The sequence below is a fragment of the Novosphingobium sp. SL115 genome (assembly GCF_026672515.1).
Taxonomy (GTDB): domain Bacteria; phylum Pseudomonadota; class Alphaproteobacteria; order Sphingomonadales; family Sphingomonadaceae; genus Novosphingobium.
Genome location: NZ_JAPPRG010000002.1, coordinates 1,174,517 through 1,195,829 on the forward strand (window position 1 = coordinate 1,174,517; position 21,313 = coordinate 1,195,829).

Here is a 21,313-nt window from a genome sequence, read left to right on the forward strand (position 1 = left end):
CGATGGATCGTAGTGAGTAACCTTCCGGAGTGGATGCAGGATGCCCCGCTCTGCGCAACGCCTCTGCAACCAACCCCACGCAATCCAGCCCGGTTGTCACATTGCGTCCATGCAGGCGGAATGGCGTCCCGACGAGGCTCATAGCGGCCTCGGTCAATGCAGGGATCATCCCTGTGCCGAAGGATAGCGGGTAAGCAGATCGTTTCCGGGCAGAAATGGTTCACCCTGAAAGTTCACGGCATTGGCAAAGCGTGCCGAACAAGTCGCCAGCGTGTGGTCGCAGCCTTCGCGAAGTATCGCCCGCATTCCGGCGGCCATGCCTTCGGATAACGCGCGCTCCAGCACCATCCAGCCACTTTCCACGGCATGGACCCGCAGCATCATCCCGACGTCCGGTCCATCCGCCGCGCGTATCCAGCCGAATTCCGCGTTTGGCTGGCTGGCCATGCCGCTAACCAGAACCGACTGTCGATCCTCCGATATATCCGCAATGACAATCTCGTGCGAAAAGCGGGCGGCTGACAACGTGCAGCCTTCGCCGCAGAACTCTGCGCGACATGTGGGCGATGTGCGTGGCACCACCTGTCTCGCCAAAGCCTGCTTTATTGATTCCAGATCGGCTGAGAAATTCTCGCCTTCCCGACCGACTGAACCAATAGTCCCTGCAAACAGCGTTTCGTTTTCCAGTGTTTGCCAGTCGACCAGTCCCATCGTTACCGATGCGCCGTCGAAACGCCCCGCAACCAGATCGGCCTCGCCAATCGCATCATGCGCCAAGGCACCGGCAATTTCTGCCGTATCGGCCTCGAACGTGCCGGTTCGCCGCACCGCCGATGGCACCATGCCCGGTGCCGTGCGATGGCGCAGGCCTGCGAAAATCAGGTCGCGATCATGGCTGGTAAACCCCAGAGCCACGCCGTCTCGCCGCTCAATTCGCCACCACACCGCCACTGTCTCCAGCGCAGTGCCAAACCAGACCCGGCTCATGCATCCTCTCGCAGTTCGATCAGCGGCACACTTGGCGCTTCGCCAGCGGCAAATTCGGCGCCGGAAATGTCCAACCGGTCCTCGGCAAAGCGCACCGGTACGTCGAACACAAAGCCTGCACGCACAAGCGCGCCCGGTGCAGGGGCCACATCCAGCGCGATGAAGCCCAGCGGCTCTAGCGTGAAATCGCCTGTTTCCACGCCATCCACGCTTATCCGCAGCGATTCCGTGCGGGGCCGCGTAATCCGCCTGCGCTGTGCCTCGCTATCCTCGCCATAATGCTTGGTCAGGGCGAAGCGGGCGTTGGCCCCGTCGCCCGTTCCGATCACTTGGTCCAGCGGGGTTGGTGTTCCGGTCATGCCGTTTGAGCTGAAGTCGGACGGATCGCGCAGTCTGAAGCCCCTTGCCTGACCGCGCCGGGCGCGGAAAAAGCCGATCAGTTCGCCCAGTTCCGCTTCGGATCGCACGCCCGGTCCAACATCAAAACGCAGCCGCGCATCCGACCACAAGCTGTTACGGCGCTCGAAACCCGATGCTGTAATCGTCACATTGGTCGAAAACTCCGGTGTTACCGAAGCATCGCGGCCCAACGACAGCGGGAACAGCACATCGTCAAAGGATTGCATCTTTTCGTCTCCGCCATTGGTGGGCAATCGCACAAATCCGTCGCGCGAAACCTGCGGCAAGGCCCAGATAAAGGTTTCCGCCACACCCAGCGCCACAGCATCACTTGCGGCTGCATCAATCCGCGCCCACTCAGCGGGCGCATCGGTGGCATTCAGCACGAAACCTGAAAGGTAGTGCTGCCTGTCGCGTGGATAGCTTAGCCTGGCTTCGGCAAAAGCTCGGCCTGCCTTGCGCAGCGCATCCTTGCCAGTGGTCACCCAGTCATAATCTTCAAGCTGCAGTACGTCGAACGCGGGCGAAGCCCAGCCGTTTGGCAGGTTGGCCCGGTGCGCTTCGGGAGTCGCCGGATCAAGCACCGTCGGCAGGAACGCCAGCAGCAGCGTTTCCGCCCCAGCGGGGCCAGCCGCCGCCTTGACTGCCGCCGCCAGATCAGCTGTGGACTGCGCCAAAAGCGCGCCTGCTGCATCCAGCAGATTTTTCTGCGCAGCGTTCAGGCTTGCCCCCAAATCGGGAATGCTTACCGGATTACCGCCGAAAGCAGCCTTGGCCGCATCATCATATATGCAGATGCGGCGGTCCTGCGTCACCCACCACCACGGCTCACCAACTTGATGGCGCACGGGCAGGTCCGCTTGGTGCAACATGTCCACCAATGCCACACCCACCTTGCGCACCCATGCCATCGCCTCACCATGCGCGGGCGACAGCAGTGCCGATGGCGGTGACCATCCGGTCCGGGCGGCCTCACCATTCTCCCCGCGCTGCTGCCATGCAGCAGGGCAATGCTGTGCCAGCACCTCATAGGATTGCGATGCAATCACGCTAAAGCCCAGCGCACGGGCATGCCCGAAGAACCCTTCGTGCCATGCTCGTGCGGCTACGTTCATCGCAGGCAATGCGGGATTGACCATGAACCCTCCGACGCCATCGGGCGCCAGCGGAAAGAAATGACTCATCCCGATGTAGTGGGTGATGCTGCCACGATACCCCAGTCCGCGTGCTTCACGCAGTATGCGGGCAGGGGTCAGGTTATAGGCATCGTCATACCCGGTGCAAATCGAAAGCCCATGCGGCGGGACCATAACATCGCCGATTTCCAGCATCGGCCGGTGCCCCTCGCAGCGCACATCGCTCAATTCCACCCACCCGGTCTGCGCTGTCGTAAACGGTGTGGCATCTCCCGGTGCAAAGTCTGGCGGGACCAGCGAAATGAACACCCGGTCGATGTCCGCAGGGTAAACTGGATCGGCCTCTGACGGCAGCAGGAAACCCCCGTTCAGCCTCGAAAACGGCAGCGTCACTTGCGCATCGCTGGCCGTGCCGGTGCAGTAATTCCACAATCGCACATACCATGCACGTGGGTTGCCCGCCGCATCGCGTCCTTCGATGGTCAGCGTCGGTCCGTTTACCGCATCCAGCGGCAGCACACCCGATGACCGCCACCGGAATGAAAGCGTCAGCCGCGAATAATCCGCCTTCGTTTCATAGGCGAGCAGCGGGTGGTCCCACTTGTCTTCGGTTTCCCAGATCAGCCCGATCAGATCGTCTGCCTTCTGGAACACCGCATCCACCCGCAGCGCGTCGGGCGCGGTCGTCACCACGGACGCCATGGCCGGGCGCGGGAAATTCACCGTCCAAAAGCGCGGATCAAACCGCTGGATCGTGTCGGTGTGCTGCACCGTGCGGCGCGTGGCGAGCCAGTGACCCATGTCAGGTTCTCCGATAAATCAGAAGTCGTTCAGTGCCCGGCGCACGGCCTGCGCGACCTGTTTGCCTGATCGGCGCAGGCTTTCGGGCTGGCTGCTGCCTTGCGGGCTGACGATGCGGATTGACACGTTCACGTCCCGCCCTCTGCCACCTGCCGAAGGCTCTACGCGCCCCGCCGATGTCGGGACGAACAGTTCCGGCCCGCGCTCGCCCACCAAATAACCGCGCCCCGGTGCCACCGGCCCGCCCGTGGCTCGTCCCGGCAGGCCAAAGATCGAACCGATCAGGCTGCCAAGTCCCAGCACACCGCTTGTCGTGCCGCCCGCTCCTGCGCCGCTGGCAATCGATCCCAGCCCGGCCTGCACTGCCTGTGCCGCAATATCGCCCAACACGTTCAGCGCCACCCTGCGCAAGTCCTCAAAGCCCAGCGATCCCCGCCGGATCGCACCTAGCAGCCCACGCTCCAGCGTGTCGCCCGCTCGGCCGAAGCCATCCACCAAGATGGAATCGAAACTTCCCCGCATCTGCGCGACATCGGCGGTAAACCCCGATGTGTTGGCGCGCACGTCGATCATCAGCGTGTCGAGTTCATCCACCACGGTCCTGCTCCATCATCCTGTCGATTGTGCTGCGATCGATGCTTTCACTGTCGCCTTGCCGCATGGCGGAAAGCACTGTAGCCAGTTCTTCGGGCGTCGCCGCCCAGAACGTGTCGGGCATCCAGCCCAGCAGCAGCGCGGCCTGTCCTGAAAGCCGTGCCGCCGCCGTGCCAATCCGCCCGCTCATCCGCCGCCTTTCAGCACCTGCACGATCAGCGCGCGCAACGTCGGCGTGCAGGCGGCAAGGCCTTCGCGCGCCACAGCATCGGCAAAGTCCGCACGCTCCAGCCCGTTGCGCTCGCGCAGACAGTGCCAGAACAGCGCCACCATCTCGATCAGCCGCATCTGCCCCGCGCTTGCCCGTTCAACCAGCGCGAACAGCGGTCCCAACTCCTCTTCGGCGGCCACCAGCGCGCCAAAGGTCGGGCGCAGCACCAGCGGCTGTCCCGCCAGCAACAGCACAGTTTCCCCGCGATGGGGATTGGCAGCTCCCGTCATTACGCTTGCACCACGACGCCAGAGCTTTCCAGCGTCATCGTGTAATTGCGCTCACCATTGAAATCGCCGGAATAATCCAGCCGCTGCACCAAAAAGCGTCCGTGCATCTTCTCGCCGCCTTCAAACGACAGCTCATAATCTGCAATGGTCCCGGCCATCGCATTGCCGCGCACCTGAATTTCCGATGCGCTGCCCAGGAAAATTCCCGCCGCGCTAACCGTAACCGACCGCGTGCCCGCGCCCGAAAGCAGTTCGCGCCAGCCGCCCGAATCCTTGCTGGTAATGACCACCGCTTCGCCGTTGATCGACATCTGCGTGGTGCGCAGGCCAGCCACGGTGTTGTAAGTCGGCGTTGCCGCGCCATCGCTGATCTTCAGCAGGAATGCGCTTCCCTTCTGGGCTGCCATGATAGGTTCTCCTTGAAAGAATGGGGATTTTTCAGGCGGCTAGAACGCGCGCCCGGTATTCCAGCACCACCACACGCCGCGTTTCGCCGCGTTGCTCGGCGCGCGCGCGCAGCAGGCTAAGACTGACCACGCGAAAACCGGCCAGCGGCTGATCGTCGGGCAGGCTTTCCACCCTCGTCTCGATCGCCGCCACCAGCGCCGCGCCGCCCAGCGGGTCGTCGCTGCGGAAGTTCAACTCCAGCGCCACGCGAATCTCGCGTCCCGGCAGCGTCTTGGTGCTCCAATTGGTGCTGGCGCTGGTGGTCAGCGCCAGCCACGGCAGGGCGGCGCGCAATGGCGCTTCTTCGACCACTGCGTTCAGCGAAGCGGACAGCACGGCATCGCTCGCCAGCCAGTTCAGCAGAACCGCGCGAAAGGGAATTTCCATCGGTTACTCCTCACCGAACAGCGGCCACAGCAGGCTCGCCTTGCGCCAGCGCCGGGCATCCAGGCGCCGCGACATCATCACCGCGCGGGCCGTGGCCAGCGCTTGCGCTTTCTGCGTCAACCGCGCTGCCAGTTCTCCGGTCGGGGCGTTGGCCGCGATCATGCGATCCGCATCCGCCGCCATGGCCGCCACAGTGCGGCTACCACCGCAGGCGGCATCGCGTCGGCCTTGCGCTCGTCGTCGCGGGCGCGGTGCTGGTGCGCAGCCAGCCGCAGAATGCCGTGGCGGATCGCATCCGGTAGCGCTTCCCAGTTTGCGGCCATACCGGCTGAAAAGACGACGACCACCCGCGCCTGATCAATCGGTCGTGTCAGCCGCACCCGGCCGTGCCCGTTGGCGTCGATGTCGAATTCATACGCCCCCGCAGCCAGCGCAGTCCGCTGTCCGTTCAGGTCCAGCGCTGCCAGGCTGGTGATCGCTTGCACTGGGCTTGCCGCCAGCACCTGCCATTCACCGTCTGCCCTCAGCACTTGCTCGCAGCCTGATTGCAGCGGCATCGTGCCGGTAAAGCCTTCGCAGGTTTCCAGCCCGGCGCGGATCAGCATGGTCAGTTCGGCATCTTCGGTTGACCGGGTTACGCCCAGCCAGGCCTTCAGTTCGGTAATCGCCGCCGAAGACAAGGCAGGCGGTGCGATAATTGCCCGCATCATGGCAATCTCCGGTCATTGAATGGAAAAGGGGCGGCTGCGGCAGCCACAAGAGGGGGGGCACCGCCGCAGCCGCGCGCGCTCAGCGCGTCAGATCAGCCCGATCAGGCCTCGATCTTCAGCAGCTTGATCGCGTCGCTGTCCATCACCTGCCCGCCGATACGGCGAGTGGCATAGAACTGCACAAATGGCTTGTTGGTATAAGGATCGCGCAGGATCGTGGTCTGGCGGCGTTCGGCAATAAGGTAACCAGCCTTGAAGTTGCCGAACGCGATCGGGCAATTGCTGGCTGCCACGTCGGGCATGTCTTCGGCTTCGATCACCGGATAGCCCAGCAGACGGTCGGGCTGGCCGTCGATCATACCGGGCTGCCACAGAAACGCACCATCTGCGGTCTTGAACTTGCGGACAGACGCCAGTGTGGTCGAATTCATCACCCACACTGCGCCCTGACGCAGTGGGGCTTTCATCTGGCATACCAGATCGATCAGCTTGGCTTCGGGCGCGCTGTCAAAGCCGTTGGAATTGCCTGAACCGATGAACTGCAAGCTGCCAAAGGCGCGCGCGGCGTCGCTTGCAATGCTGCGGGTTGCGGAAAGAAAGCCCATCGGCTGGTTGATGCCCGTGCCGTTGATGAAAGCCGCCCCTTCAGCCCGCGCAAATTCGGTGGCGATTTCGTTCGCCAGCCAGCCTTCCAGATCGAATGCGGCATCATCCAGCATGGCCTGCGTGGCCGAAGGGTTGGCGTAAAGCTCACCGGTCGGCGGGGCAATTTCGGCCAGCTTGGGGCTTGCTGTTTCAGGGCGCGCCCCGGTTTCGCTGACCCAGCCCGAAGCCGTGCCACCGGTCGAGATCAGGCGACGAAAGTCAGCGCTACCGGTCTGCACCACATTGGCCACCGCGCGGATCGGGCTGATTTCCACCAGACGGCGGGCAATCATCGTGTCGATTTCCTGCGGCACGGCATAACCGCCATCCGCAGCCACCACGCCCGAAAGCGATTTCAGTTCGGTTTCGCGGCCGTTGCGCAGATAACCGTCGACAAAACCCTTCATTTCCGGGCCAGACACGCTTGCCGCACCACCCAGCATCGGGCGGGCGGCGGCGCGGCTTACCTTGTCCAGACGGCCCTTCACTTCTTCCACATCGCTACGCAGCGCGGCGAGCGCGGCGTCCTGCGCTTCCTGGCGATCAACAATGTCGAACGAACCGGTCAGTGCGTCAGATTTGGTTTCGATATCCATGGGGCACAACGTCCTTTCTGCATGAAAAAAGGCCACCCCATGGGGCGGCCATGGGGGTATTCGGCTTTGAAAAGAAACAGGATCAGGCGGCGTCGGCGCCCGCGTTCTCGACATAGTGAACCCGCGCCAGCGGTTGCATGGGCCGGGTCACAAGGCTCACTTCCATGATGTCCAGATCGTGCAATTCACGTCCGTCGGGCAGCGCGCGGCCTTGTTTTACACGATAGCCGAACGAAAGCCCGTCCACCGCGCCATCGTTCAGCGCTCGCGCTGCTGCGGAATCTGTTGCGGTCACTGATGCGACCACGCGCAGTCCCCGCGCATCTTCACCCACCACGTCGATCCAGCCAATTTGCTGTTCCGGACGGTGCTGCCACAACAGCGGCAGACGCAGTCCTTCGGTCAAGCGATGGTCCAGACTGGCGCGGAATGCGCCGGGCAGAATCGTGTCACCGCCGCTGTCGCGCTTGCCAAAAATGGCGGCGTATCCGGCAAAGCGCAGTGGTGCATGTCCAGTCTTGGTCAAATTTGCGGTCATCGCACCAGATCTCCCGAACCGAACCGCACCGCGATTCCCAGCAGCAACAGGGCCAGTGCCGCGCGCACCACCCAGTGGACGGCGGCTTTCCACGCGCTCGCCTTGGCATCGCGCCACGCACCCAAAAGCTGGCGCAGTTCGGCAAGGTCTGAATGGGCATCGGCGTCCGCCAGCCCCATCCGTGCCAGCGCCCGCGCCGCGCCCAGGTCTGATGCTTCCTCCACCACCGCGCGCAGGGTCACCAGATCGCTACCCTCGGCTTCGGCCTGCGCAATCAGCCGCGCCAGCATGTCCTCGCGGTTCATGGCTGCACCTGTGCGCCAAATTGACCGCCGATGCCCAGCATCGCGCGCTTTTCATCGGCTGACAGGAAATCGGCACCCGCCACTTGCGCCCACATGCGCTCGCGGTCCTCGGCCAGTGCGGGCACGCGGTCCATGTCTACCCGCAAGGCAGCACCCGTAAACCAGGGGCTAAGTCCTTCACTCAGCGCATCCAGGATCTTGCCCGCCACCGGCAACAGCGTCAGCCGCCACAGCGCGCGGTTGGCCTCGCGGTAATTGGCGTAAGTATTGTCGCCCGGAATGCCCAGCAGCATCGGCGGCACACCAAACGCCAGCGCAATGTCGCGCGCGGCTGCCGCCTTCAGCGTGGCAAAATCCATGTCGGCGGGGCTCAGCGCAAGGCTCTGCCAGCGCAGCCCGCCTTCCAGCAGCATGGGACGGCCGGCATTGCCCATGCCGGAATAGGCCGCCGTCAGTTCGGCCTTGATCCGCTCGAACTGGTCGGGCGAAAGCGCCGCCCCCAGCTCCCCTGGATCATAGACCAACGCGCCCGATGGCCGCGCCGCATTTTCCAGCAAGGACCGGTTCCAGCGCGCCGCCGCATTGTGGATCGCCACCGCCTCTTCCGCCGCTTCCAGACAGCCCGCGCCATAATGGTCATCAACCGGGTGGAAATAGCGGATGTGGATCAGGTTGGGCCGATCAAAATCGTCCAGCGCCTCAATCCGCAACGCTTTCTCGCCCACCTTATAGGCAAAGGCCGCAGGCCACCCGCTCGCATCGGGAATCACCGTCACCCGTTCGGGACGCAGCGCGAACAGTTCCACCGGCACGCCATCTACATCGCGCAGCACCTGAACATAGGCATTGCCATGCAGCAGCAGATGCGCGGTCAGCGTTTCCAGCAAAGGCTGGCCCGCGCTGGTTTCGCTCACCAGTGCGGTCAGCGCCGGATCGGACGCTTGCAACGGCGCGCTGCCAATGCCCTCGGCCACCAGTCGCACCGCACGCTGCGCCACCGGGTTTTTCAGATAGGCCTCGCGGATCGCCACGGGATAGTTGATCGGCCCCCGGTTGAATTCAGGGGCGGCACCGCCCTGCCAGTCCGATGCGGCAATCCATGGCGAAACAAAGCTGCGCCCCAATGGCACGCGCGGCGTCACCGCCTCGCCCTTGAAGGCAGCGGCAAGTGATTGAAAGAACGACATGATGTCCCTTTCGTGATATAATTTGCAAAGTCGCTTCCCTCCCGCCTGTGGGAGGGGCCAGGGAAGGGCCTGTTAAGGAAAGCCTCTCAACCTACCCCGATTAGTCAAACCAGATGCGCGGTTGTGCCTGCTGCCCCAGCATCAGCTCGGTCAGCGCCCAGACACAGGCGTCGGCGCGGTCTGGCGAACGCCCCGGTCCCTGATATTCGCCGCCGGGCATCAGCCCGCACAGTTCATCCTCAAGCCGGGCAAACATGCCAGCATGGCGCACGCGCCCCGCTTCATACAGCGCCGCCACCGGCTCAGCGCGCGCAGACTTGCCCCGGCTGGCATGGACTAATCGCAAGGGCAGCGTGGTTTCGGCTGCACGCAGCACCGCCGAAACCATTTCTCCGCCTTGATTGGCCTCGGCCACCACCCGGTCGGCAGACCAGACGCGCGCCGCATCGGCAACCGCTCTCGCCCATCGTTCGGGGCTGGCCTGTTCCACCGAACAATCCGCCAGCACCCGCGCAATCCGGTCGTCGCCAATACCGCACACCACAATCCCGCAGGCATCGCCCTGCGCGCTGGCGGGCGGGTCCACGCCAATCACCACGCGGGTCATCGCCGGAGCTGCCGCCTCGCGCGTCCGTTCAATCAGCGCGCGGTTCCACAGCGCGCCCGCAAGTTCTTCAATCATCTCTCCATGCAGTTCCTGGCGACCCAGCAACGTGCGGCCAAACGTCCGCCGCATCGCCGCCACAAACCGGGCGGGCAGGTTGACGGCATTGTCGAACGTGCTCCCGCGCGTCAGCACAACACCGTTGGCTTCGCCTTCGGCAAGGATGCGCGTGACCAGCGGCACCGGCCTTGGCGTGGTGGTGGCGACAAGGCGAGGGGCATCGCCCAGCCGCATTCCCATCTGCAGGTTGTCCCACGTCGCGCCTGCGCGGTTCGATGTGCCATCCCACTTGGCAATTTCGTCGCACCAGGCATGGCTGTGTTGCGGCCCGCGCAAACTTTCCGGCTCCCCTGCGGAATAGAGAAACGCCTGCGCCCCGTTGGGCCAAACCAGCCGCCGCACGGAACTTTCATAGATCGGCCGCCGCCATGGCGCACCGATTGATAACAGCCCGCTTTCGCCCTCCACCATCACCGTGCGCGCTTCGTGCAACGATGCGCCCACCAGCGCAATCCGCGCATCGGGGTGGGCTTCGGCCTGTCGGAGAACCCATTCCGCGCCCAGCCGTGTCTTGCCAAACCCGCGCCCGGCCATCACCAGCCATATGCGCCAGTCACCTTGCGGCGGACGCTGGCTCTGGCGCCCCCAGACCTGCCAATCATACTGCCATTCGGCACGCTCCTTTTCGGTGAAACCCTCTGCCAAGGCGTTGATCTCGTCTTCGCTCGCCTCCAGCATCCAATCGATCAGATCGCTCTTGCTATCCATCCGCGCCGCCCTTGTCCTCGGCGGCGGCTTGTCGGCGGGCCAGCACTTCCTCGCGCATTCTGGCCAGCTTGGCGTGGATCGATGCCCGCACTGTTTCCACGTCGGTATTTTCGCGGAGTGCCCGTTCCCGCGCTACCGTTTCGCGGTGTTGCGAAAGCAGACGCAGCGCGGTGGCGTTGTCGAATTTGTGCTCGCCGTCCTTCGGCTCGCCAAAGCGCAACCGGTGCAGCACTTCCATTTCCAGCAGGTCGTACCCTTCGCACAAAGCTTCGCGCCAGCGAGCGGCAAAGTCGCTGTCCGCCCGCTTCAGCTTGTAAGGGCGGGTGGGGTGGACCCCCGCGGTGGTCGATGCTGCCGTCACATTCGATGTTTCGGCCAGCGCTGCCAGAAATTCGCCCTGCCAGTGGCGGTTGTTCTTCGTCTCCTTGGCCGCAAGCGCGGCGCAAATCTTCGTGCGCGCCTTTGCAGTGCGCACAGGCCGTGTCGGCTTGGTCATGGGTGACCATCCTCGCTAGTCTGGGTGTGAAGTATCAGGAACTGTCGAAGGCTTCGCGAAACGCCCGTCCTCTCGATCGGCGGGAGCGACTCGGTCTTTCGCGATGTTCCTGTTATGTACCGAATAAGCGTGACGATGTCAATCAAAAAGTGCCAATCCGGTTAACTGCATCTCCGCTGGCGCAATTGATGCTGCTCCCGTAAATGCGGCACCGCAACAACAGCAGGATAACCGATGCTCCGTCGCCTCTACGAATGGACCATGGCCAAGGCCGCGCACCCCCATGCCGAATGGTGGCTGGCGCTGTTCGCGTTCATGGAGGCCAGCTTCTTTCCCATCCCGCCGCATCCCTTGCTGGGCCTGATGTGCCTTGCTGAACCCAAAAAAGCGGTCCGATTCGCGGCCATCGCCACCGTGGCTTCCGTTGTGGGCGGCATGCTCGGCTATGCCATCGGCTATGGCCTGTACGATACCGTCGGCACGCAGCTTCTCGCCGCGCTTGGCCTGACGGAAAGCTTCCCCAAGGCGGCTTGTTATCTGCGCGAATACGGCGTGGAAATCATCATGCTCAAGGGTGCCACGCCCATCCCGTTCAAACTGCTGACCATCACCGCAGGCTTCATCGCCATGCCGCTGGTACCGTTTATCCTTGCCAGCGTGGTCAGCCGCTCGATCAGCTTCATGATCGTAGGTGTGCTGTTCCGCCTGTTCGGTGCCCCGATCAAGCGCTTCATCGACAAGTATCTGGGCCTCGTCACCATCGGCTTCGTCCTGCTCGTGGTCGGCGGTTTCGTGGCTGCCACCATGCTCGGCGGCAGTGGTGGATCGGAAACCAAAACCAAGTGTGAACAGACGGCTATCACCAGCGCCGCCTGATCCCATCGGTCAACCCAACGCCCTTGCGCTGGGTGTTGGGACTGGCAACATCGCCGCGATGCTGACGCTTTATCATTGCAAAGATGCCCGTTCCTTCCGCGCGCTGTGGGCGCTGGAGGAACTGGGCTTGCCATATGATCTGTATGTCCTGCCGTTCCCCCCGCGCAAACGGTATGAAGGTATGCACGACATCAACCCCTTGGGCACGATCCCGGTCTTGTTCGATGGTGACCATCGGTTGACCGAAAGCGTCGCCATCCCGCACTACCTCGCCACGAAGTACGGCCCTTCCGATCTCGCCGTCGCTCCGCATGAGGCGGGCTATGCCGCCTATCTCAACTTCCTCGTCATGGGCGAAGCCACGCTCACATTCCCCCAGACCATCCACTTGCGCTATGCCGTCTTCGCCCGGCCTGAAGATCGCCGCCCCGAAATTGCCCGCGACTATGCCGAATGGTTCGGCTCGCGCCTGCGCAATGCCGAAACCCTGATGGGGGCAGACTATGTCGCTGCAAACCGCTTCACCATGGCTGACATTTCGGTCGGCTATGCCGTGATGCTCGCCTTGTCGGTCGGCCTCGAAGAATTTGTTTCCGAACCCCTGCGGGCCTATTTCCAGCGCCTGAAATCCCGTCCCGCCTATCAGCGTGCGCTGGCTGCGCAGCTTTGACACGAACCGCCAGCAGGCGCATGGGCACACCATGCAATTCGCCCATTTCGATATCGACCAGTTCCTGCGCAATCACTGGCAGAAGCGCCCGCTGCTGATCCGCAACCCGTGGAACGACTGGCAAAACCCGCTCGAACCCGATGAACTGGCCGGCCTCGCCTGCGAAGAAGGCATCGAATCGCGCCTGATCGTGCGCGATGGCGATGCGCTGAAGATGGAAAGCGGACCTTTGCCCGAAGCACGCTTTGGCGAACTTGGCAAAGAGGCATGGACGCTGCTGGTGCAGGCGGTCGATCATACCGTGCCCGATGTCGCCGCGCTCATCGAACCGTTCCGGTTCGTGCCTGATTGGCGTATCGACGATGTCATGGTCAGCTATGCCACCAATGGCGGCGGCGTTGGCCCGCATTATGACCAGTATGACGTGTTTCTGGTGCAGGGCCTTGGCCGCCGCCGCTGGCGTGTTGGCCCGGTTTGCAATGCCCAAACCCCGCTGTTGCCGCACGAAGACCTGCGCCTCCTGCCAGATTTCGAAGCGACCGACGAATGGGTGCTGGAACCGGGCGACATCCTCTATGTCCCGCCCGGCTTCGCGCATGATGGCGTGGCCGTGGGTGATGATTGCATGACCTATTCGGTCGGCTTCCGCGCGCCTTCTCGCGCCGAACTAGTCGAAGGCTGGGCCGATCATCAGGTTGACCGCATGGCTGAAGATGATCGCTACGCCGATCCCGACCTTGCCGCGCAACCTCACCCCGGCGAAATCACGGCAGCTTCGCTCGACCGTCTGCACGCAATGGTTCTGGAATCGCTGTCCAACCGCGCCGATTTCGCCCGCTGGTTCGGCACGTTCAACAGCCAACCCAAATATGCCGAAGCCGACTGGCGCCCCGAAGACCTCGCCACGCCTGAAACCGTGCAGGACAGCCTCGCCCAGGGCATCCCTTTGCTGTGCAATCCCGCCAGCCGCTTTGCCTTCATCCGTCAGGCAACGGGCGGCATAACCCTGTTCGCCGATGGCCAAAGCTTTGATTGCACAGGCGAAACTGCCGACCTTGCCATGCAAATCTGCGCCAATGCTACGCTCGAAGCTGACCCGGCTCTCGCCGCTTCGTCATCCGCTGTCGAACTCTTGGTCACGCTGATCAATCAGGGCAGCCTTGCCTTCGATGATGGCGAAGAGGATTAAGCCGCCATGGCACTGATCCTGTTCAACAAACCTTATGGTGTGCTGTGCCAGTTCACCAACGAAAGCACCGGCCCGGTCCGCCCGACGCTGGCAGACTATATCGACCGCCCCGGCATCTACCCCGCAGGAAGACTCGATCTGGACAGCGAAGGCCTGCTGCTGTTGACCGATGATGGCCGTCTGCAAGCGCAGATTGCCAACCCGCGCTACAAAACGCCCAAGACCTACCTGGTGCAGGTCGAAGGCGAACCTGATGAAGCCGCGATCACCGCCCTGTGTCGCGGTGTGCGCCTGAAAGACGGAATGACCTTGCCCGCACAGGCTGAACGGATCGATCCGCCCGCACTTTGGCCGCGCGATCCCCCGGTTCGTTTCCGCAAAACCGTGCCCGACACCTGGCTGCGCCTGACCATCCGCGAAGGCCGCAACCGCCAGGTCCGCCGCATGACCGCCGCCGTCGGCCACCCCACCCTGCGCCTTGTCCGCTGGAGCATAGGCGACTGGACGCTGGACGGCCTGCCACCGGGCGAATGGCGCGAGGCTTGAAGCTGGCGATAAAGTCCTAAGGACTCCCACCACCTTCGTCGCCCCGGACTTGATCCGGGGTGAGGCTTCCTTTTAGCAACCTTACGGCGCCCACGGCATTCGCCAGAAAACGCCCTGCCCCGGATCAGGTCCGGCGCGACGTAGGCAGGGAACTCAACGCCGCGCTGCGGATGTCCTGCCCAGCTTTTCCGCCTCGGCAATAGCGGCTTTGGCAATTGGCTCCATCACCGCATAGCCCTTGGCGTTGGGGTGGATACCATCAGGTGCCAGATCGGGATTGATCCCGCCTTCGGCATTGACCAGCGCGGTGTGATAATCGGCAAATACCGCGCCGCGCGCCTTGGCAAAATCCTTCAACCAAGTGTTCAGGGTGACCACCTGCTTGGCTGGCGCAAGCTGCGGCTTCCACGGGAATTTCGCGGCGGGAAGAATGCTGCCGATCACCACAGCAATGCCGTTTGCGCGCGCAAGATCAACCATCGCCGCCACATGGTTGGTGTACATTTCGGCGCTGTTCGGGCCGGTGTTTCCGGCAAGGTCATTGGTGCCGATCATGATGTGCACCACCTTGGGGCGCAGCCGCACCACGTCCTGATAGAACCGCACCAGAATCTGCGGGCTGGTCTGTCCGCTGATCCCGCGCCCTACAGCCCCGCTGACAAACAGCGTCGGCGCAAGGCCCACCCAGTTTTCGGTAATCGAATCACCGATGAATACCACGCGCGGGGCCGCCGCCAGTTGCTTGTCGGCCTCGGCATAGCGGCATTCCCATGCCCAGTCGTTCTGCCGGACATAGGGGTGGGCAAAGTTCATGCCGCGCATATCGGCGGGGCATGGCTTGTCGATCATGCCTTCACCGGGCGGCGTTACGGCAGCCGGGGCAGGGCGGGTCTGCCCCAGCACTGGTGTCGCCACCAGCGCCAGCACTGCTGCGATCAAGCTACGCATCAGATGATCCCCACGGCCTTTCCGGCGCGTTCGAACATGCCGATGATGGTCTGCACCTGATCGGCCGAGTGTTCGGCGCACAGCGAACAGCGCAGCAGCGTCATGCCCGCAGGGGTCGCTGGCGGGCGCGCCAGATTGACGTAAAGCCCTTCGTGCAGCAGCGCTTCCCACATCGCCGCACCACGTTCCAGATCGGGCATGATAACCGCGATGATCGCGCTCTGCGGCTCGTCCGTGCCCAGCGTGAAACCCTTGTCGCGCAGGCCCTTGTGCAGCGTCTTGGAATTTTCCCACAAGTGATCGCGCTTGGCCTGCCCGTGCATCAGCTTGCGGATGCTGGTTGCGGCGGTGTGCATCACGCTGGGCGGCAGGCTGGCGGTGAACACATAGGGGCGGCAGACCAGCCGCAGAATTTCGAACTTCGGGTGGTTGGACACGCAGAAACCGCCGACCGTGCCGACCGATTTCGAGAATGTGCCGATCACGAAATCGACGTCTTCAAGGCAGCCCTGATCTTCGGCCACGCCGCGCCCGTTGGGACCGATGAAGCCCATCGAATGGGCTTCGTCCACCAGCACCATCGCGCCGTTTTCCTTGGCGACGCGGATCATTTCCTTCAGCGGGGCAATGTCTCCCAGCATCGAATAGACGCCTTCCAGCACGACCAGCTTGCCCGCGCCTTCGGGAATGCGCTTCAGGCGCTTTTCCATGGCTTCGATGTCGTTGTGCTTGAACGGCACCACTTCGGCATCGCCCATCTTGCAGCCGTCCCAGATGGATGCGTGGCTGTCGATGTCCAGAACGATGTAATCGCCCTTGCCGGCCATCGTGCTGATGATGCCAAGATTGGCCTGATACCCGGTGGAAAACACCATGGCATGGTCCATGCCATAGAATTCCTTCAGCGCATCTTCGCAGGCGCGGTGCCCGGCATAAGTGCCGTTCAGCACGCGGCTGCCGGTTGTGCCCGAACCGAAATCGTCCAGCGCCTGTTTGCCCGCAGCAATCACGTCGGGGTCAAACGTCATGCCCATGTAGTTGTAGGTGCCCAGCAGGATCGTCTCGCGCCCGTTGCACACGGCCACCGTGGGGGAAATCACCCGTTCCATCACCAGATTGAACGGGTCTTCCACACCGCCTGCCAAAAGCGCGCGGCGCTGTTCGATCAGCGGGTCGAACTTGCTGAAAAGATCAGTCATTTTGTCTTATCCCTGCAGCTTCGTCACCGCGTCGATCAGCTGGCCATAGTTTTCGATTTCGGCCTGCTGGTTCATGCTGATGATGATGTCGAATTCGTCCTCGATCGCGGCCACGAAATCCATCACCGTCAGGCTGTCCCACTCAAGGTCGCCGGCAAAAGTGGTCGCCTCGGTCACTTCGATGCCCTTCTTGTTGAAGGGTTCGACCAGTTCGGCGATCTTTGCGGCGGTGGCGGCGCGGTCCATGTCTCAAACTCCAATATGCAAGGCCAGGGGCGATTTTGGCCCCTGCCAGACGATTGCGGCGGAAAAGCGGCCTTTATCTGCCATTGTCAAGCGCGTCCGCCCTGTGTCATCCCCCGTTTACAGCGAATTGCCGTAATCGGGGAGAGGGGAGTCTCGTGGCAGATACCGGAACGCAGCCTGAACCAGCGCCGGACGCTATCCGGGCCACGCCTTCGGTGCCTTCGCCATCGGGCTTTTCCAACCACGCCATCCACCTTGTCCGCACCAGCCAGCAGATCAATCTGTCACTGAGCCAGATGGCGGATTCCAAGGCGTCTATCCTGATGGGCGCGACATTTGTGGTGTTCACCATCGCGGTGGGGCAGGCCAAGAATGGGGCGATGCCGTGGTCGCTGGGCGTTCTTGCGTTTTTCGCTTTCGTTTCAGCGATGTGCGCGGTGTTCACGGTGCTGCCGTCGATCAGCGGGCCAAAGGCCACGCGGCTGAACGATGGCAAGCCCAACAAGCTGTTTTTCGGCTATTTCACCCACATGGACGAAGGTGAATGGACCGAATCCATCCTGACCGATCTGCGCGCCGACGAAACTATTTTTCGCACCATGCTGCATGACATCTACCAGAACGGGCAGGTCTTGCAGCGCAAGAAATACCGTTATCTTTCGTATGCTTATCGCAGCTTCATGGCGGGGCTGTGTCTGACGGCCATCACCTTTGCAGTGGAATATGCCGCCAAGTTTGCCTGACCATCACAGCAGCTTGTTCACCGCCACCATGAAGGGGCCGATCGACACCGGCTTGGCCAGATATCCCTCGGCCCCGGCGTCGCGGATCGATTCCTCGTCGCCCTTTCCGGCATAGGCGGTGACGGCAAGGATGGGGATGCTTTTCAACTCGTCATCGGCCTTGATCGCCACGATCAGGTCCAGCCCTGAAATTTCGGGCAACTGGATGTCCATGATGACCAGATGCGGCATGAAAAGGCGCGTTTTTTCAATCACCTCGCGCCCGTCAGCAACCGGTTCAACCTCAAACCCGTTGGCGCGCAACAGATCGCAGAACAGCTTGCGGTTGAGGTCGTTGTCCTCGACAACCATAATTCTTTTTGCCACTGACCAGCCCGACCTTTAACCCGTTCCCGAACGGCACCTAACTGCACCTTAGCGTCCCTTATGCCCACCGAAAGGCCCTGACAATCATCCGAGAGCCATCCTCAACACCCGATGCGGCGTCGCTTGCTCTGCAGGCGCTCGGCTGGGTGCTTTCCGACGGCGACCGGGCGGAAAGATTCCTTGGCCTGACCGGGCTTACGCCTGACGAATTGCGTGCAGGCCTCGCAGATAGCTCCATTTTGGGTGCAGTCCTCGATTTTCTTGCCAATCACGAGGCGGACCTTGTCAACGCGGCTTTCGCGCTCGACATCTCTCCGCAGGCGATTGTCGCCGCGCGAAAGGATCTTGCATGAGCCGCCCCCTGATCGTCAGCGATTGCGACGAGGTGCTGCTGCACATGGTCGCGCCTTTCCGCGACTGGCTGGCTGAAAAGGAAGGCGTGTCGTTCAAGATGGACAGCGCCGATTTTTCCAAGGCCATGCGCTTTGCCAAGGACGGCAGCCTTGTCCCGCCAGAGCAGATCTGGAACCTGCTGAACCGCTTTTTCGACACCGAAATGCACCGCCAGCAGGCGATTGCGGGCGCGGTGGCGGGGGTCAACGCCATTGGCGAACATGCCGACGTGGTGATCCTGACCAATCTGAACGATCATCGCCGCGAAACCCGCGCGCGCCAGTTGGCCGATGTGGGAATCAACGCCCGCGTGTTCACCAATCAGGGGCCGAAAGGCCCGGCGCTGAAAGCGATTCTGGACGAATACAACCCCAGCCGGGCGCTGTTCATCGATGACTTGCCGCAGCACCACGATTCGGTTTCGCAACTGACGCCGGACGTGATCCGCCTGCACCTGTGCGGCGAACCTTTGCTAGCGCCGCACATCGATTGCGCGCATCAGGCAGGCCATGCCCATGCCCGGATTGACCAGTGGGAAGCGGCGCTGCCCTGGATACTCGAACAAATTCACGGAGAAGATGCGTGACGAATAGTGTTGAAGCAAAGTTGGCCGAACTGGGACTGGCGCTGCCGCAGGCCGCCGCCCCGGTGGCCGCCTATGTGCCTACGGTTGAAGTGGGCGGGTTGCTGCACGTTTCGGGCCAGCTTCCGTTCGTTGACGGCAAGCTGGTAACCGGGCGACTTGGCGAAGATATCAGCCTTGAGGCGGGCAACGCCGCTGCACAGGCTTGTGGCCTGATGATTCTGGCGCAGGTCAAGGCCGCTCTGGGATCCCTTGATCGGGTTGAACGGGTGGTGAAGCTGGGCGCATTCGTCAATTCCACCGGTGATTTCACCGACCAGCCCAAGGTCGCCAATGGCGCGTCCGAACTGATGGTGGCGGTGTTTGGCGATGCGGGCAAACATGCGCGTAGCGCGGTAAGCGTTCCGGCCCTGCCGCTGGGCGCTGCGGTGGAAATCGATGCTGTCGTTGCTGTTCGCCCTGCTTGACCGCTGGCTGGCACCTGCGCCGGACGAGGCGCGGGTCGGCTGGCTGCGAGGCAGGGTTTATGCCCACCGGGGCCTGCATGGGGCAGGTGTGCCTGAAAACTCGCCCGCTGCGTTTGCGTTGGCGATCGATCGCGGGCTGGGTATCGAATGCGATGTGCAGCGCACGGCAGACGGGCAGGCGGTGGTGTTCCACGATTGGGATTTGCACCGGCTGACCGCGCATACCGGCGAGGTGATCGACCTGCGCGCCGAACAACTGGCCAAGATCCAGCTTTCCGGCGGCACCGATTGCATCCCCACGCTGAGCGCGTTTCTGGAGCAGGTGGCAGGCCGCGCGCCGCTGCTGATCGAACTGAAATCAAAGCGTGAAATCCGCACTGCGCCGCTGTGTCTTGCGGTGCGGCGCGCGCTGGAAGGCTATCGCGGACAGGTGGCGGTGATGAGCTTCGATCCGCGCGTCAGCCGCTGGTTTTCGCGCCATTCACCGCGCATCGCGCGTGGGCTGGTGGTGACCGAGAATGGCAATCGCACCTTGCCCGCGCGGTTAAAGCTGCAACTGGCGTTCTGGCAGGCAAAGCCGCAGTTTCTGGCTTGGGATGTGCGTGATTTGCCCAGCAAGTTCGTGGCCAGCCAAAGGAAGCGCGGTTTCCCGGTGCTGACATGGACGGTGCGGTCACCTGACCTTGCGGCAAGGGCGGCAGACTGTGCCGATGGACCTATTGCCGAAGGTGCCGGGGTGGAGCCATAACGCAGGCGTGACTTTGACCGCGCGCATCCATCAGGCCGTATCCGATATTCCTGCCGAGGCGTGGGACCGGCTGGCGGGCGACGACAACCCGTTCGTTTCCCACGCTTTCCTTGCTTTGCTGGAAGAATCGGGATCTGTCGGTGGGCGCAGTGGCTGGTCACCCCTGCCCATCGTGATCGAGGATGAAGCAGGCGAGGCCGCCGCCGCGCTGGCTGCCTATCTTAAAGGGCACAGCCAGGGCGAATATGTGTTCGACCATGCCTGGGCGGATGCGTGGAGCCGTGCGGGTGGCGATTATTACCCCAAGTTACAGATTGCCGCGCCGTTCACGCCTGCCACCGGGCCGCGCCTGCTGCTGGGTGACCGGCCTGAGCTGGCTGCACCGCTGCTGCGCACGGTCGAGCAGTTGTGCGAAGCGAACGAGCTTTCATCTGCCCACGCGACCTTCATTGCGCCCGAACAGGTGCCGCTGTTCGAAGCGGCGGGCTGGTTGTTGCGCAACGATATCCAGTTCCACTGGGAAAATCGCGGCTATGCCAGCTTTGCCGATTTTCTCGCCGTGCTGTCATCCGACAAGCGCAAGAACCTGCGCAAGGAACGCGCGCGGGCGCAGGACGGGGTGGAGATTCGCCAGCTTACCGGGGCGGATATCCGGCCTGAACACTGGGATGCCTTCTGGCTGTTCTATCAGGATACCGGCGCGCGCAAATGGGGCCGCCCCTATCTGACGCGCGAAGCGTTTGACCTGATCGGGCAGCGCATGGCCGACAAGGTGCTGCTGGTTCTGGCCTTTATCGATGGGCAGGCTGTGGCGGGTGCGATCAACTTTATCGGCGGCCACGCGCTATATGGCCGATACTGGGGCGCGCTGGTGGACAAGCCGTTCCTGCATTTCGAACTTTGCTATTATCAGGCGATAGACGCTGCCATCGCCATGGGTCTGTCGCGCGTGGAGGCGGGCGCACAGGGCGGGCATAAATTGGCGCGCGGATATGAACCGGTGCAAACGTGGTCCGCCCACTACATCACTGACCCCGGATTTCGCCGCGCGGTGGCGGATTTTCTGGAGCGGGAGCGCGCCGGAATTGCGCAGGATCAGATGGTGCTGGGGCAGCGGACGCCGTTCAGGAAGGGGTGAGGGAGAGCCGTGCGGCGGCGGACCTTGCGGCAGTGACCGT

The 21,313-nt window shown here is 62.8% G+C and carries 29 protein-coding genes; 10 read left to right on the forward strand and 19 right to left on the reverse strand.

The annotated features are described in order from the left end of the window. Positions 1-165: 165 nt before the first annotated feature. The 15 genes from OVA07_RS07185 to OVA07_RS07255 form a co-directional block, all read right to left on the reverse strand. Positions 166-987, reverse strand: coding sequence for a DUF2163 domain-containing protein (locus OVA07_RS07185; protein WP_268170778.1), 822 nt, complete (start codon positions 985-987; stop codon positions 166-168). Beyond that, a complete protein-coding gene (locus OVA07_RS07190) occupies positions 984-3,323 on the reverse strand; it encodes a DUF2460 domain-containing protein (RefSeq protein ID WP_268170779.1) in 2,340 nt (779 codons plus the stop codon). Before OVA07_RS07190 ends, OVA07_RS07185 begins: the two co-directional genes overlap by 4 nt. Positions 3,324-3,341: 18 nt before the next feature. Next, positions 3,342-3,920 (reverse strand): tail tape measure protein, encoded by a 579-nt coding sequence (locus tag OVA07_RS07195; RefSeq protein ID WP_268170780.1) that lies wholly within the window; start codon positions 3,918-3,920, stop codon positions 3,342-3,344. After that, complete coding sequence (locus OVA07_RS07200) at positions 3,910-4,107, reverse strand: phage tail assembly chaperone (protein ID WP_268170781.1); 198 nt, start codon at positions 4,105-4,107, stop codon at positions 3,910-3,912. The genes OVA07_RS07195 and OVA07_RS07200 overlap by 11 nt, the downstream gene beginning before the upstream one ends. Then, complete coding sequence (locus OVA07_RS07205; protein WP_268170782.1) at positions 4,104-4,418, reverse strand: gene transfer agent family protein; 315 nt, start codon at positions 4,416-4,418, stop codon at positions 4,104-4,106. The genes OVA07_RS07200 and OVA07_RS07205 overlap by 4 nt, the downstream gene beginning before the upstream one ends. Continuing rightward, on the reverse strand, positions 4,418-4,825 hold the full coding sequence (locus tag OVA07_RS07210) for a phage major tail protein, TP901-1 family (protein ID WP_268170783.1): 408 nt from the start codon (positions 4,823-4,825) through the stop codon (positions 4,418-4,420). Before OVA07_RS07210 ends, OVA07_RS07205 begins: the two co-directional genes overlap by 1 nt. Positions 4,826-4,856: 31 nt before the next feature. After that, positions 4,857-5,252 (reverse strand): DUF3168 domain-containing protein, encoded by a 396-nt coding sequence (locus OVA07_RS07215; protein ID WP_268170784.1) that lies wholly within the window; start codon positions 5,250-5,252, stop codon positions 4,857-4,859. Between the two features lie 3 nt (positions 5,253-5,255). Next, positions 5,256-5,414 carry a hypothetical protein gene (locus OVA07_RS07220; RefSeq protein ID WP_268170785.1) on the reverse strand — a complete coding sequence of 53 codons (159 nt, stop codon included), beginning with the start codon at positions 5,412-5,414 and terminating at the stop codon, positions 5,256-5,258. Then, positions 5,411-5,962, reverse strand: coding sequence for a head-tail connector protein (locus tag OVA07_RS07225; protein ID WP_268170786.1), 552 nt, complete (start codon positions 5,960-5,962; stop codon positions 5,411-5,413). Before OVA07_RS07225 ends, OVA07_RS07220 begins: the two co-directional genes overlap by 4 nt. A 101-nt stretch (positions 5,963-6,063) precedes the next feature. Further along, the gene (locus OVA07_RS07230; protein ID WP_268170787.1) at positions 6,064-7,203 is read right to left on the reverse strand and encodes a phage major capsid protein; all 1,140 of its coding nucleotides are present in this window, start codon (positions 7,201-7,203) and stop codon (positions 6,064-6,066) included. 82 nt (positions 7,204-7,285) lie between these two features. Next, the gene (locus tag OVA07_RS07235; protein WP_268170788.1) at positions 7,286-7,741 is read right to left on the reverse strand and encodes an HK97 family phage prohead protease; all 456 of its coding nucleotides are present in this window, start codon (positions 7,739-7,741) and stop codon (positions 7,286-7,288) included. Further along, positions 7,738-8,046, reverse strand: a complete 309-nt coding sequence (locus OVA07_RS07240; RefSeq protein ID WP_268170789.1) for a DUF6127 family protein — start codon at positions 8,044-8,046, stop codon at positions 7,738-7,740. Before OVA07_RS07240 ends, OVA07_RS07235 begins: the two co-directional genes overlap by 4 nt. Beyond that, positions 8,043-9,233, reverse strand: a complete 1,191-nt coding sequence (locus OVA07_RS07245) for a phage portal protein (RefSeq protein ID WP_268170790.1) — start codon at positions 9,231-9,233, stop codon at positions 8,043-8,045. The genes OVA07_RS07240 and OVA07_RS07245 overlap by 4 nt, the downstream gene beginning before the upstream one ends. Before the next feature lie 100 nt (positions 9,234-9,333). Next, on the reverse strand, positions 9,334-10,665 hold the full coding sequence (locus tag OVA07_RS07250) for a DNA-packaging protein (RefSeq protein ID WP_268170791.1): 1,332 nt from the start codon (positions 10,663-10,665) through the stop codon (positions 9,334-9,336). After that, positions 10,658-11,161, reverse strand: a complete 504-nt coding sequence (locus OVA07_RS07255; protein WP_268170792.1) for a hypothetical protein — start codon at positions 11,159-11,161, stop codon at positions 10,658-10,660. The genes OVA07_RS07250 and OVA07_RS07255 overlap by 8 nt, the downstream gene beginning before the upstream one ends. Before the next feature lie 234 nt (positions 11,162-11,395). On the opposite strand from OVA07_RS07255, the gene OVA07_RS07260 reads away from it, so the two are divergent. From OVA07_RS07260 to OVA07_RS07275, 4 genes are read left to right on the forward strand one after another with little or no spacing between them, the layout of a single operon-like run. Continuing rightward, positions 11,396-12,037, forward strand: a complete 642-nt coding sequence (locus OVA07_RS07260; RefSeq protein ID WP_268170793.1) for a YqaA family protein — start codon at positions 11,396-11,398, stop codon at positions 12,035-12,037. Continuing rightward, a complete protein-coding gene (locus tag OVA07_RS07265; RefSeq protein WP_268170794.1) occupies positions 12,006-12,707 on the forward strand; it encodes a glutathione S-transferase family protein in 702 nt (233 codons plus the stop codon). The genes OVA07_RS07260 and OVA07_RS07265 overlap by 32 nt, the downstream gene beginning before the upstream one ends. Before the next feature lie 31 nt (positions 12,708-12,738). After that, entirely contained in the window at positions 12,739-13,896 is a 1,158-nt protein-coding gene (locus OVA07_RS07270) for a cupin domain-containing protein (RefSeq protein WP_268170795.1), read from the forward strand. 6 nt (positions 13,897-13,902) lie between these two features. After that, positions 13,903-14,442 (forward strand): pseudouridine synthase, encoded by a 540-nt coding sequence (locus tag OVA07_RS07275; protein ID WP_268170796.1) that lies wholly within the window; start codon positions 13,903-13,905, stop codon positions 14,440-14,442. 153 nt (positions 14,443-14,595) lie between these two features. Here OVA07_RS07275 and OVA07_RS07280 read toward each other — a convergent pair whose 3' ends face one another. From OVA07_RS07280 to OVA07_RS07290, 3 genes are read right to left on the reverse strand one after another with little or no spacing between them, the layout of a single operon-like run. Continuing rightward, complete coding sequence (locus OVA07_RS07280) at positions 14,596-15,390, reverse strand: GDSL-type esterase/lipase family protein (protein ID WP_268170797.1); 795 nt, start codon at positions 15,388-15,390, stop codon at positions 14,596-14,598. Then, positions 15,390-16,589: a serine palmitoyltransferase gene (gene spt, locus OVA07_RS07285; protein ID WP_268170798.1), complete on the reverse strand. Its 1,200-nt coding sequence runs from the start codon at positions 16,587-16,589 to the stop codon at positions 15,390-15,392. Before spt ends, OVA07_RS07280 begins: the two co-directional genes overlap by 1 nt. A 6-nt stretch (positions 16,590-16,595) precedes the next feature. Continuing rightward, complete coding sequence (locus OVA07_RS07290) at positions 16,596-16,835, reverse strand: acyl carrier protein (RefSeq protein ID WP_268170799.1); 240 nt, start codon at positions 16,833-16,835, stop codon at positions 16,596-16,598. Between the two features lie 155 nt (positions 16,836-16,990). Here OVA07_RS07290 and OVA07_RS07295 point away from each other — a divergent pair, with 155 nt between their 5' ends. Then, positions 16,991-17,578 (forward strand): Pycsar system effector family protein, encoded by a 588-nt coding sequence (locus OVA07_RS07295; RefSeq protein ID WP_268170800.1) that lies wholly within the window; start codon positions 16,991-16,993, stop codon positions 17,576-17,578. A gap of 3 nt (positions 17,579-17,581) precedes the next feature. On the opposite strand, the gene OVA07_RS07300 is transcribed toward OVA07_RS07295, so the two are convergent. After that, entirely contained in the window at positions 17,582-17,944 is a 363-nt protein-coding gene (locus OVA07_RS07300; protein WP_268170801.1) for a response regulator, read from the reverse strand. A 146-nt stretch (positions 17,945-18,090) separates the two neighbouring features. Here OVA07_RS07300 and OVA07_RS07305 point away from each other — a divergent pair, with 146 nt between their 5' ends. The 5 genes from OVA07_RS07305 to OVA07_RS07325 are packed head-to-tail and all read left to right on the forward strand — an operon-like array spanning position 18,091 to position 21,273. Next, positions 18,091-18,297, forward strand: coding sequence for a DUF3572 family protein (locus OVA07_RS07305; RefSeq protein ID WP_326493112.1), 207 nt, complete (start codon positions 18,091-18,093; stop codon positions 18,295-18,297). Further along, positions 18,294-18,923, forward strand: a complete 630-nt coding sequence (locus tag OVA07_RS07310) for an HAD family hydrolase (protein WP_268170802.1) — start codon at positions 18,294-18,296, stop codon at positions 18,921-18,923. The genes OVA07_RS07305 and OVA07_RS07310 overlap by 4 nt, the downstream gene beginning before the upstream one ends. Further along, on the forward strand, positions 18,920-19,387 hold the full coding sequence (locus tag OVA07_RS07315; RefSeq protein WP_268170803.1) for a RidA family protein: 468 nt from the start codon (positions 18,920-18,922) through the stop codon (positions 19,385-19,387). Before OVA07_RS07310 ends, OVA07_RS07315 begins: the two co-directional genes overlap by 4 nt. After that, positions 19,359-20,135 carry a glycerophosphodiester phosphodiesterase family protein gene (locus OVA07_RS07320; RefSeq protein ID WP_268170804.1) on the forward strand — a complete coding sequence of 259 codons (777 nt, stop codon included), beginning with the start codon at positions 19,359-19,361 and terminating at the stop codon, positions 20,133-20,135. The genes OVA07_RS07315 and OVA07_RS07320 overlap by 29 nt, the downstream gene beginning before the upstream one ends. Then, positions 20,098-21,273 carry a GNAT family N-acetyltransferase gene (locus OVA07_RS07325; protein WP_268170805.1) on the forward strand — a complete coding sequence of 392 codons (1,176 nt, stop codon included), beginning with the start codon at positions 20,098-20,100 and terminating at the stop codon, positions 21,271-21,273. Before OVA07_RS07320 ends, OVA07_RS07325 begins: the two co-directional genes overlap by 38 nt. Positions 21,274-21,313: the final 40 nt, after the last annotated feature.

Bases quoted from the DNA above. Each gene is read 5' to 3' on its own strand.
- OVA07_RS07290 (WP_268170799.1), bottom strand. From the start codon at position 16,835: ATGGACCGCGCCGCCACCGCCGCAAAGATCGCCGAACTGGTCGAACCC.
- OVA07_RS07240 (WP_268170789.1), bottom strand. From the start codon at position 8,046: ATGAACCGCGAGGACATGCTGGCGCGGCTGATTGCGCAGGCCGAAGCC.
- OVA07_RS07190 (WP_268170779.1), bottom strand. From the start codon at position 3,323: ATGGGTCACTGGCTCGCCACGCGCCGCACGGTGCAGCACACCGACACG.
- OVA07_RS07245 (WP_268170790.1), bottom strand. From the start codon at position 9,233: ATGTCGTTCTTTCAATCACTTGCCGCTGCCTTCAAGGGCGAGGCGGTG.
- spt (WP_268170798.1), bottom strand. From the start codon at position 16,589: ATGACTGATCTTTTCAGCAAGTTCGACCCGCTGATCGAACAGCGCCGC.
- OVA07_RS07325 (WP_268170805.1), top strand. From the start codon at position 20,098: ATGGACCTATTGCCGAAGGTGCCGGGGTGGAGCCATAACGCAGGCGTG.
- OVA07_RS07250 (WP_268170791.1), bottom strand. From the start codon at position 10,665: ATGGATAGCAAGAGCGATCTGATCGATTGGATGCTGGAGGCGAGCGAA.
- OVA07_RS07260 (WP_268170793.1), top strand. From the start codon at position 11,396: ATGCTCCGTCGCCTCTACGAATGGACCATGGCCAAGGCCGCGCACCCC.
- OVA07_RS07230 (WP_268170787.1), bottom strand. From the start codon at position 7,203: ATGGATATCGAAACCAAATCTGACGCACTGACCGGTTCGTTCGACATT.
- OVA07_RS07200 (WP_268170781.1), bottom strand. From the start codon at position 4,107: ATGAGCGGGCGGATTGGCACGGCGGCGGCACGGCTTTCAGGACAGGCC.
- OVA07_RS07275 (WP_268170796.1), top strand. From the start codon at position 13,903: ATGGCACTGATCCTGTTCAACAAACCTTATGGTGTGCTGTGCCAGTTC.
- OVA07_RS07210 (WP_268170783.1), bottom strand. From the start codon at position 4,825: ATGGCAGCCCAGAAGGGAAGCGCATTCCTGCTGAAGATCAGCGATGGC.
- OVA07_RS07255 (WP_268170792.1), bottom strand. From the start codon at position 11,161: ATGACCAAGCCGACACGGCCTGTGCGCACTGCAAAGGCGCGCACGAAG.
- OVA07_RS07220 (WP_268170785.1), bottom strand. From the start codon at position 5,414: ATGATCGCGGCCAACGCCCCGACCGGAGAACTGGCAGCGCGGTTGACG.
- OVA07_RS07205 (WP_268170782.1), bottom strand. From the start codon at position 4,418: ATGACGGGAGCTGCCAATCCCCATCGCGGGGAAACTGTGCTGTTGCTG.
- OVA07_RS07225 (WP_268170786.1), bottom strand. From the start codon at position 5,962: ATGATGCGGGCAATTATCGCACCGCCTGCCTTGTCTTCGGCGGCGATT.
- OVA07_RS07235 (WP_268170788.1), bottom strand. From the start codon at position 7,741: ATGACCGCAAATTTGACCAAGACTGGACATGCACCACTGCGCTTTGCC.
- OVA07_RS07215 (WP_268170784.1), bottom strand. From the start codon at position 5,252: ATGGAAATTCCCTTTCGCGCGGTTCTGCTGAACTGGCTGGCGAGCGAT.
- OVA07_RS07185 (WP_268170778.1), bottom strand. From the start codon at position 987: ATGAGCCGGGTCTGGTTTGGCACTGCGCTGGAGACAGTGGCGGTGTGG.
- OVA07_RS07320 (WP_268170804.1), top strand. From the start codon at position 19,359: ATGCTGTCGTTGCTGTTCGCCCTGCTTGACCGCTGGCTGGCACCTGCG.
- OVA07_RS07270 (WP_268170795.1), top strand. From the start codon at position 12,739: ATGCAATTCGCCCATTTCGATATCGACCAGTTCCTGCGCAATCACTGG.
- OVA07_RS07310 (WP_268170802.1), top strand. From the start codon at position 18,294: ATGAGCCGCCCCCTGATCGTCAGCGATTGCGACGAGGTGCTGCTGCAC.
- OVA07_RS07280 (WP_268170797.1), bottom strand. From the start codon at position 15,390: ATGCGTAGCTTGATCGCAGCAGTGCTGGCGCTGGTGGCGACACCAGTG.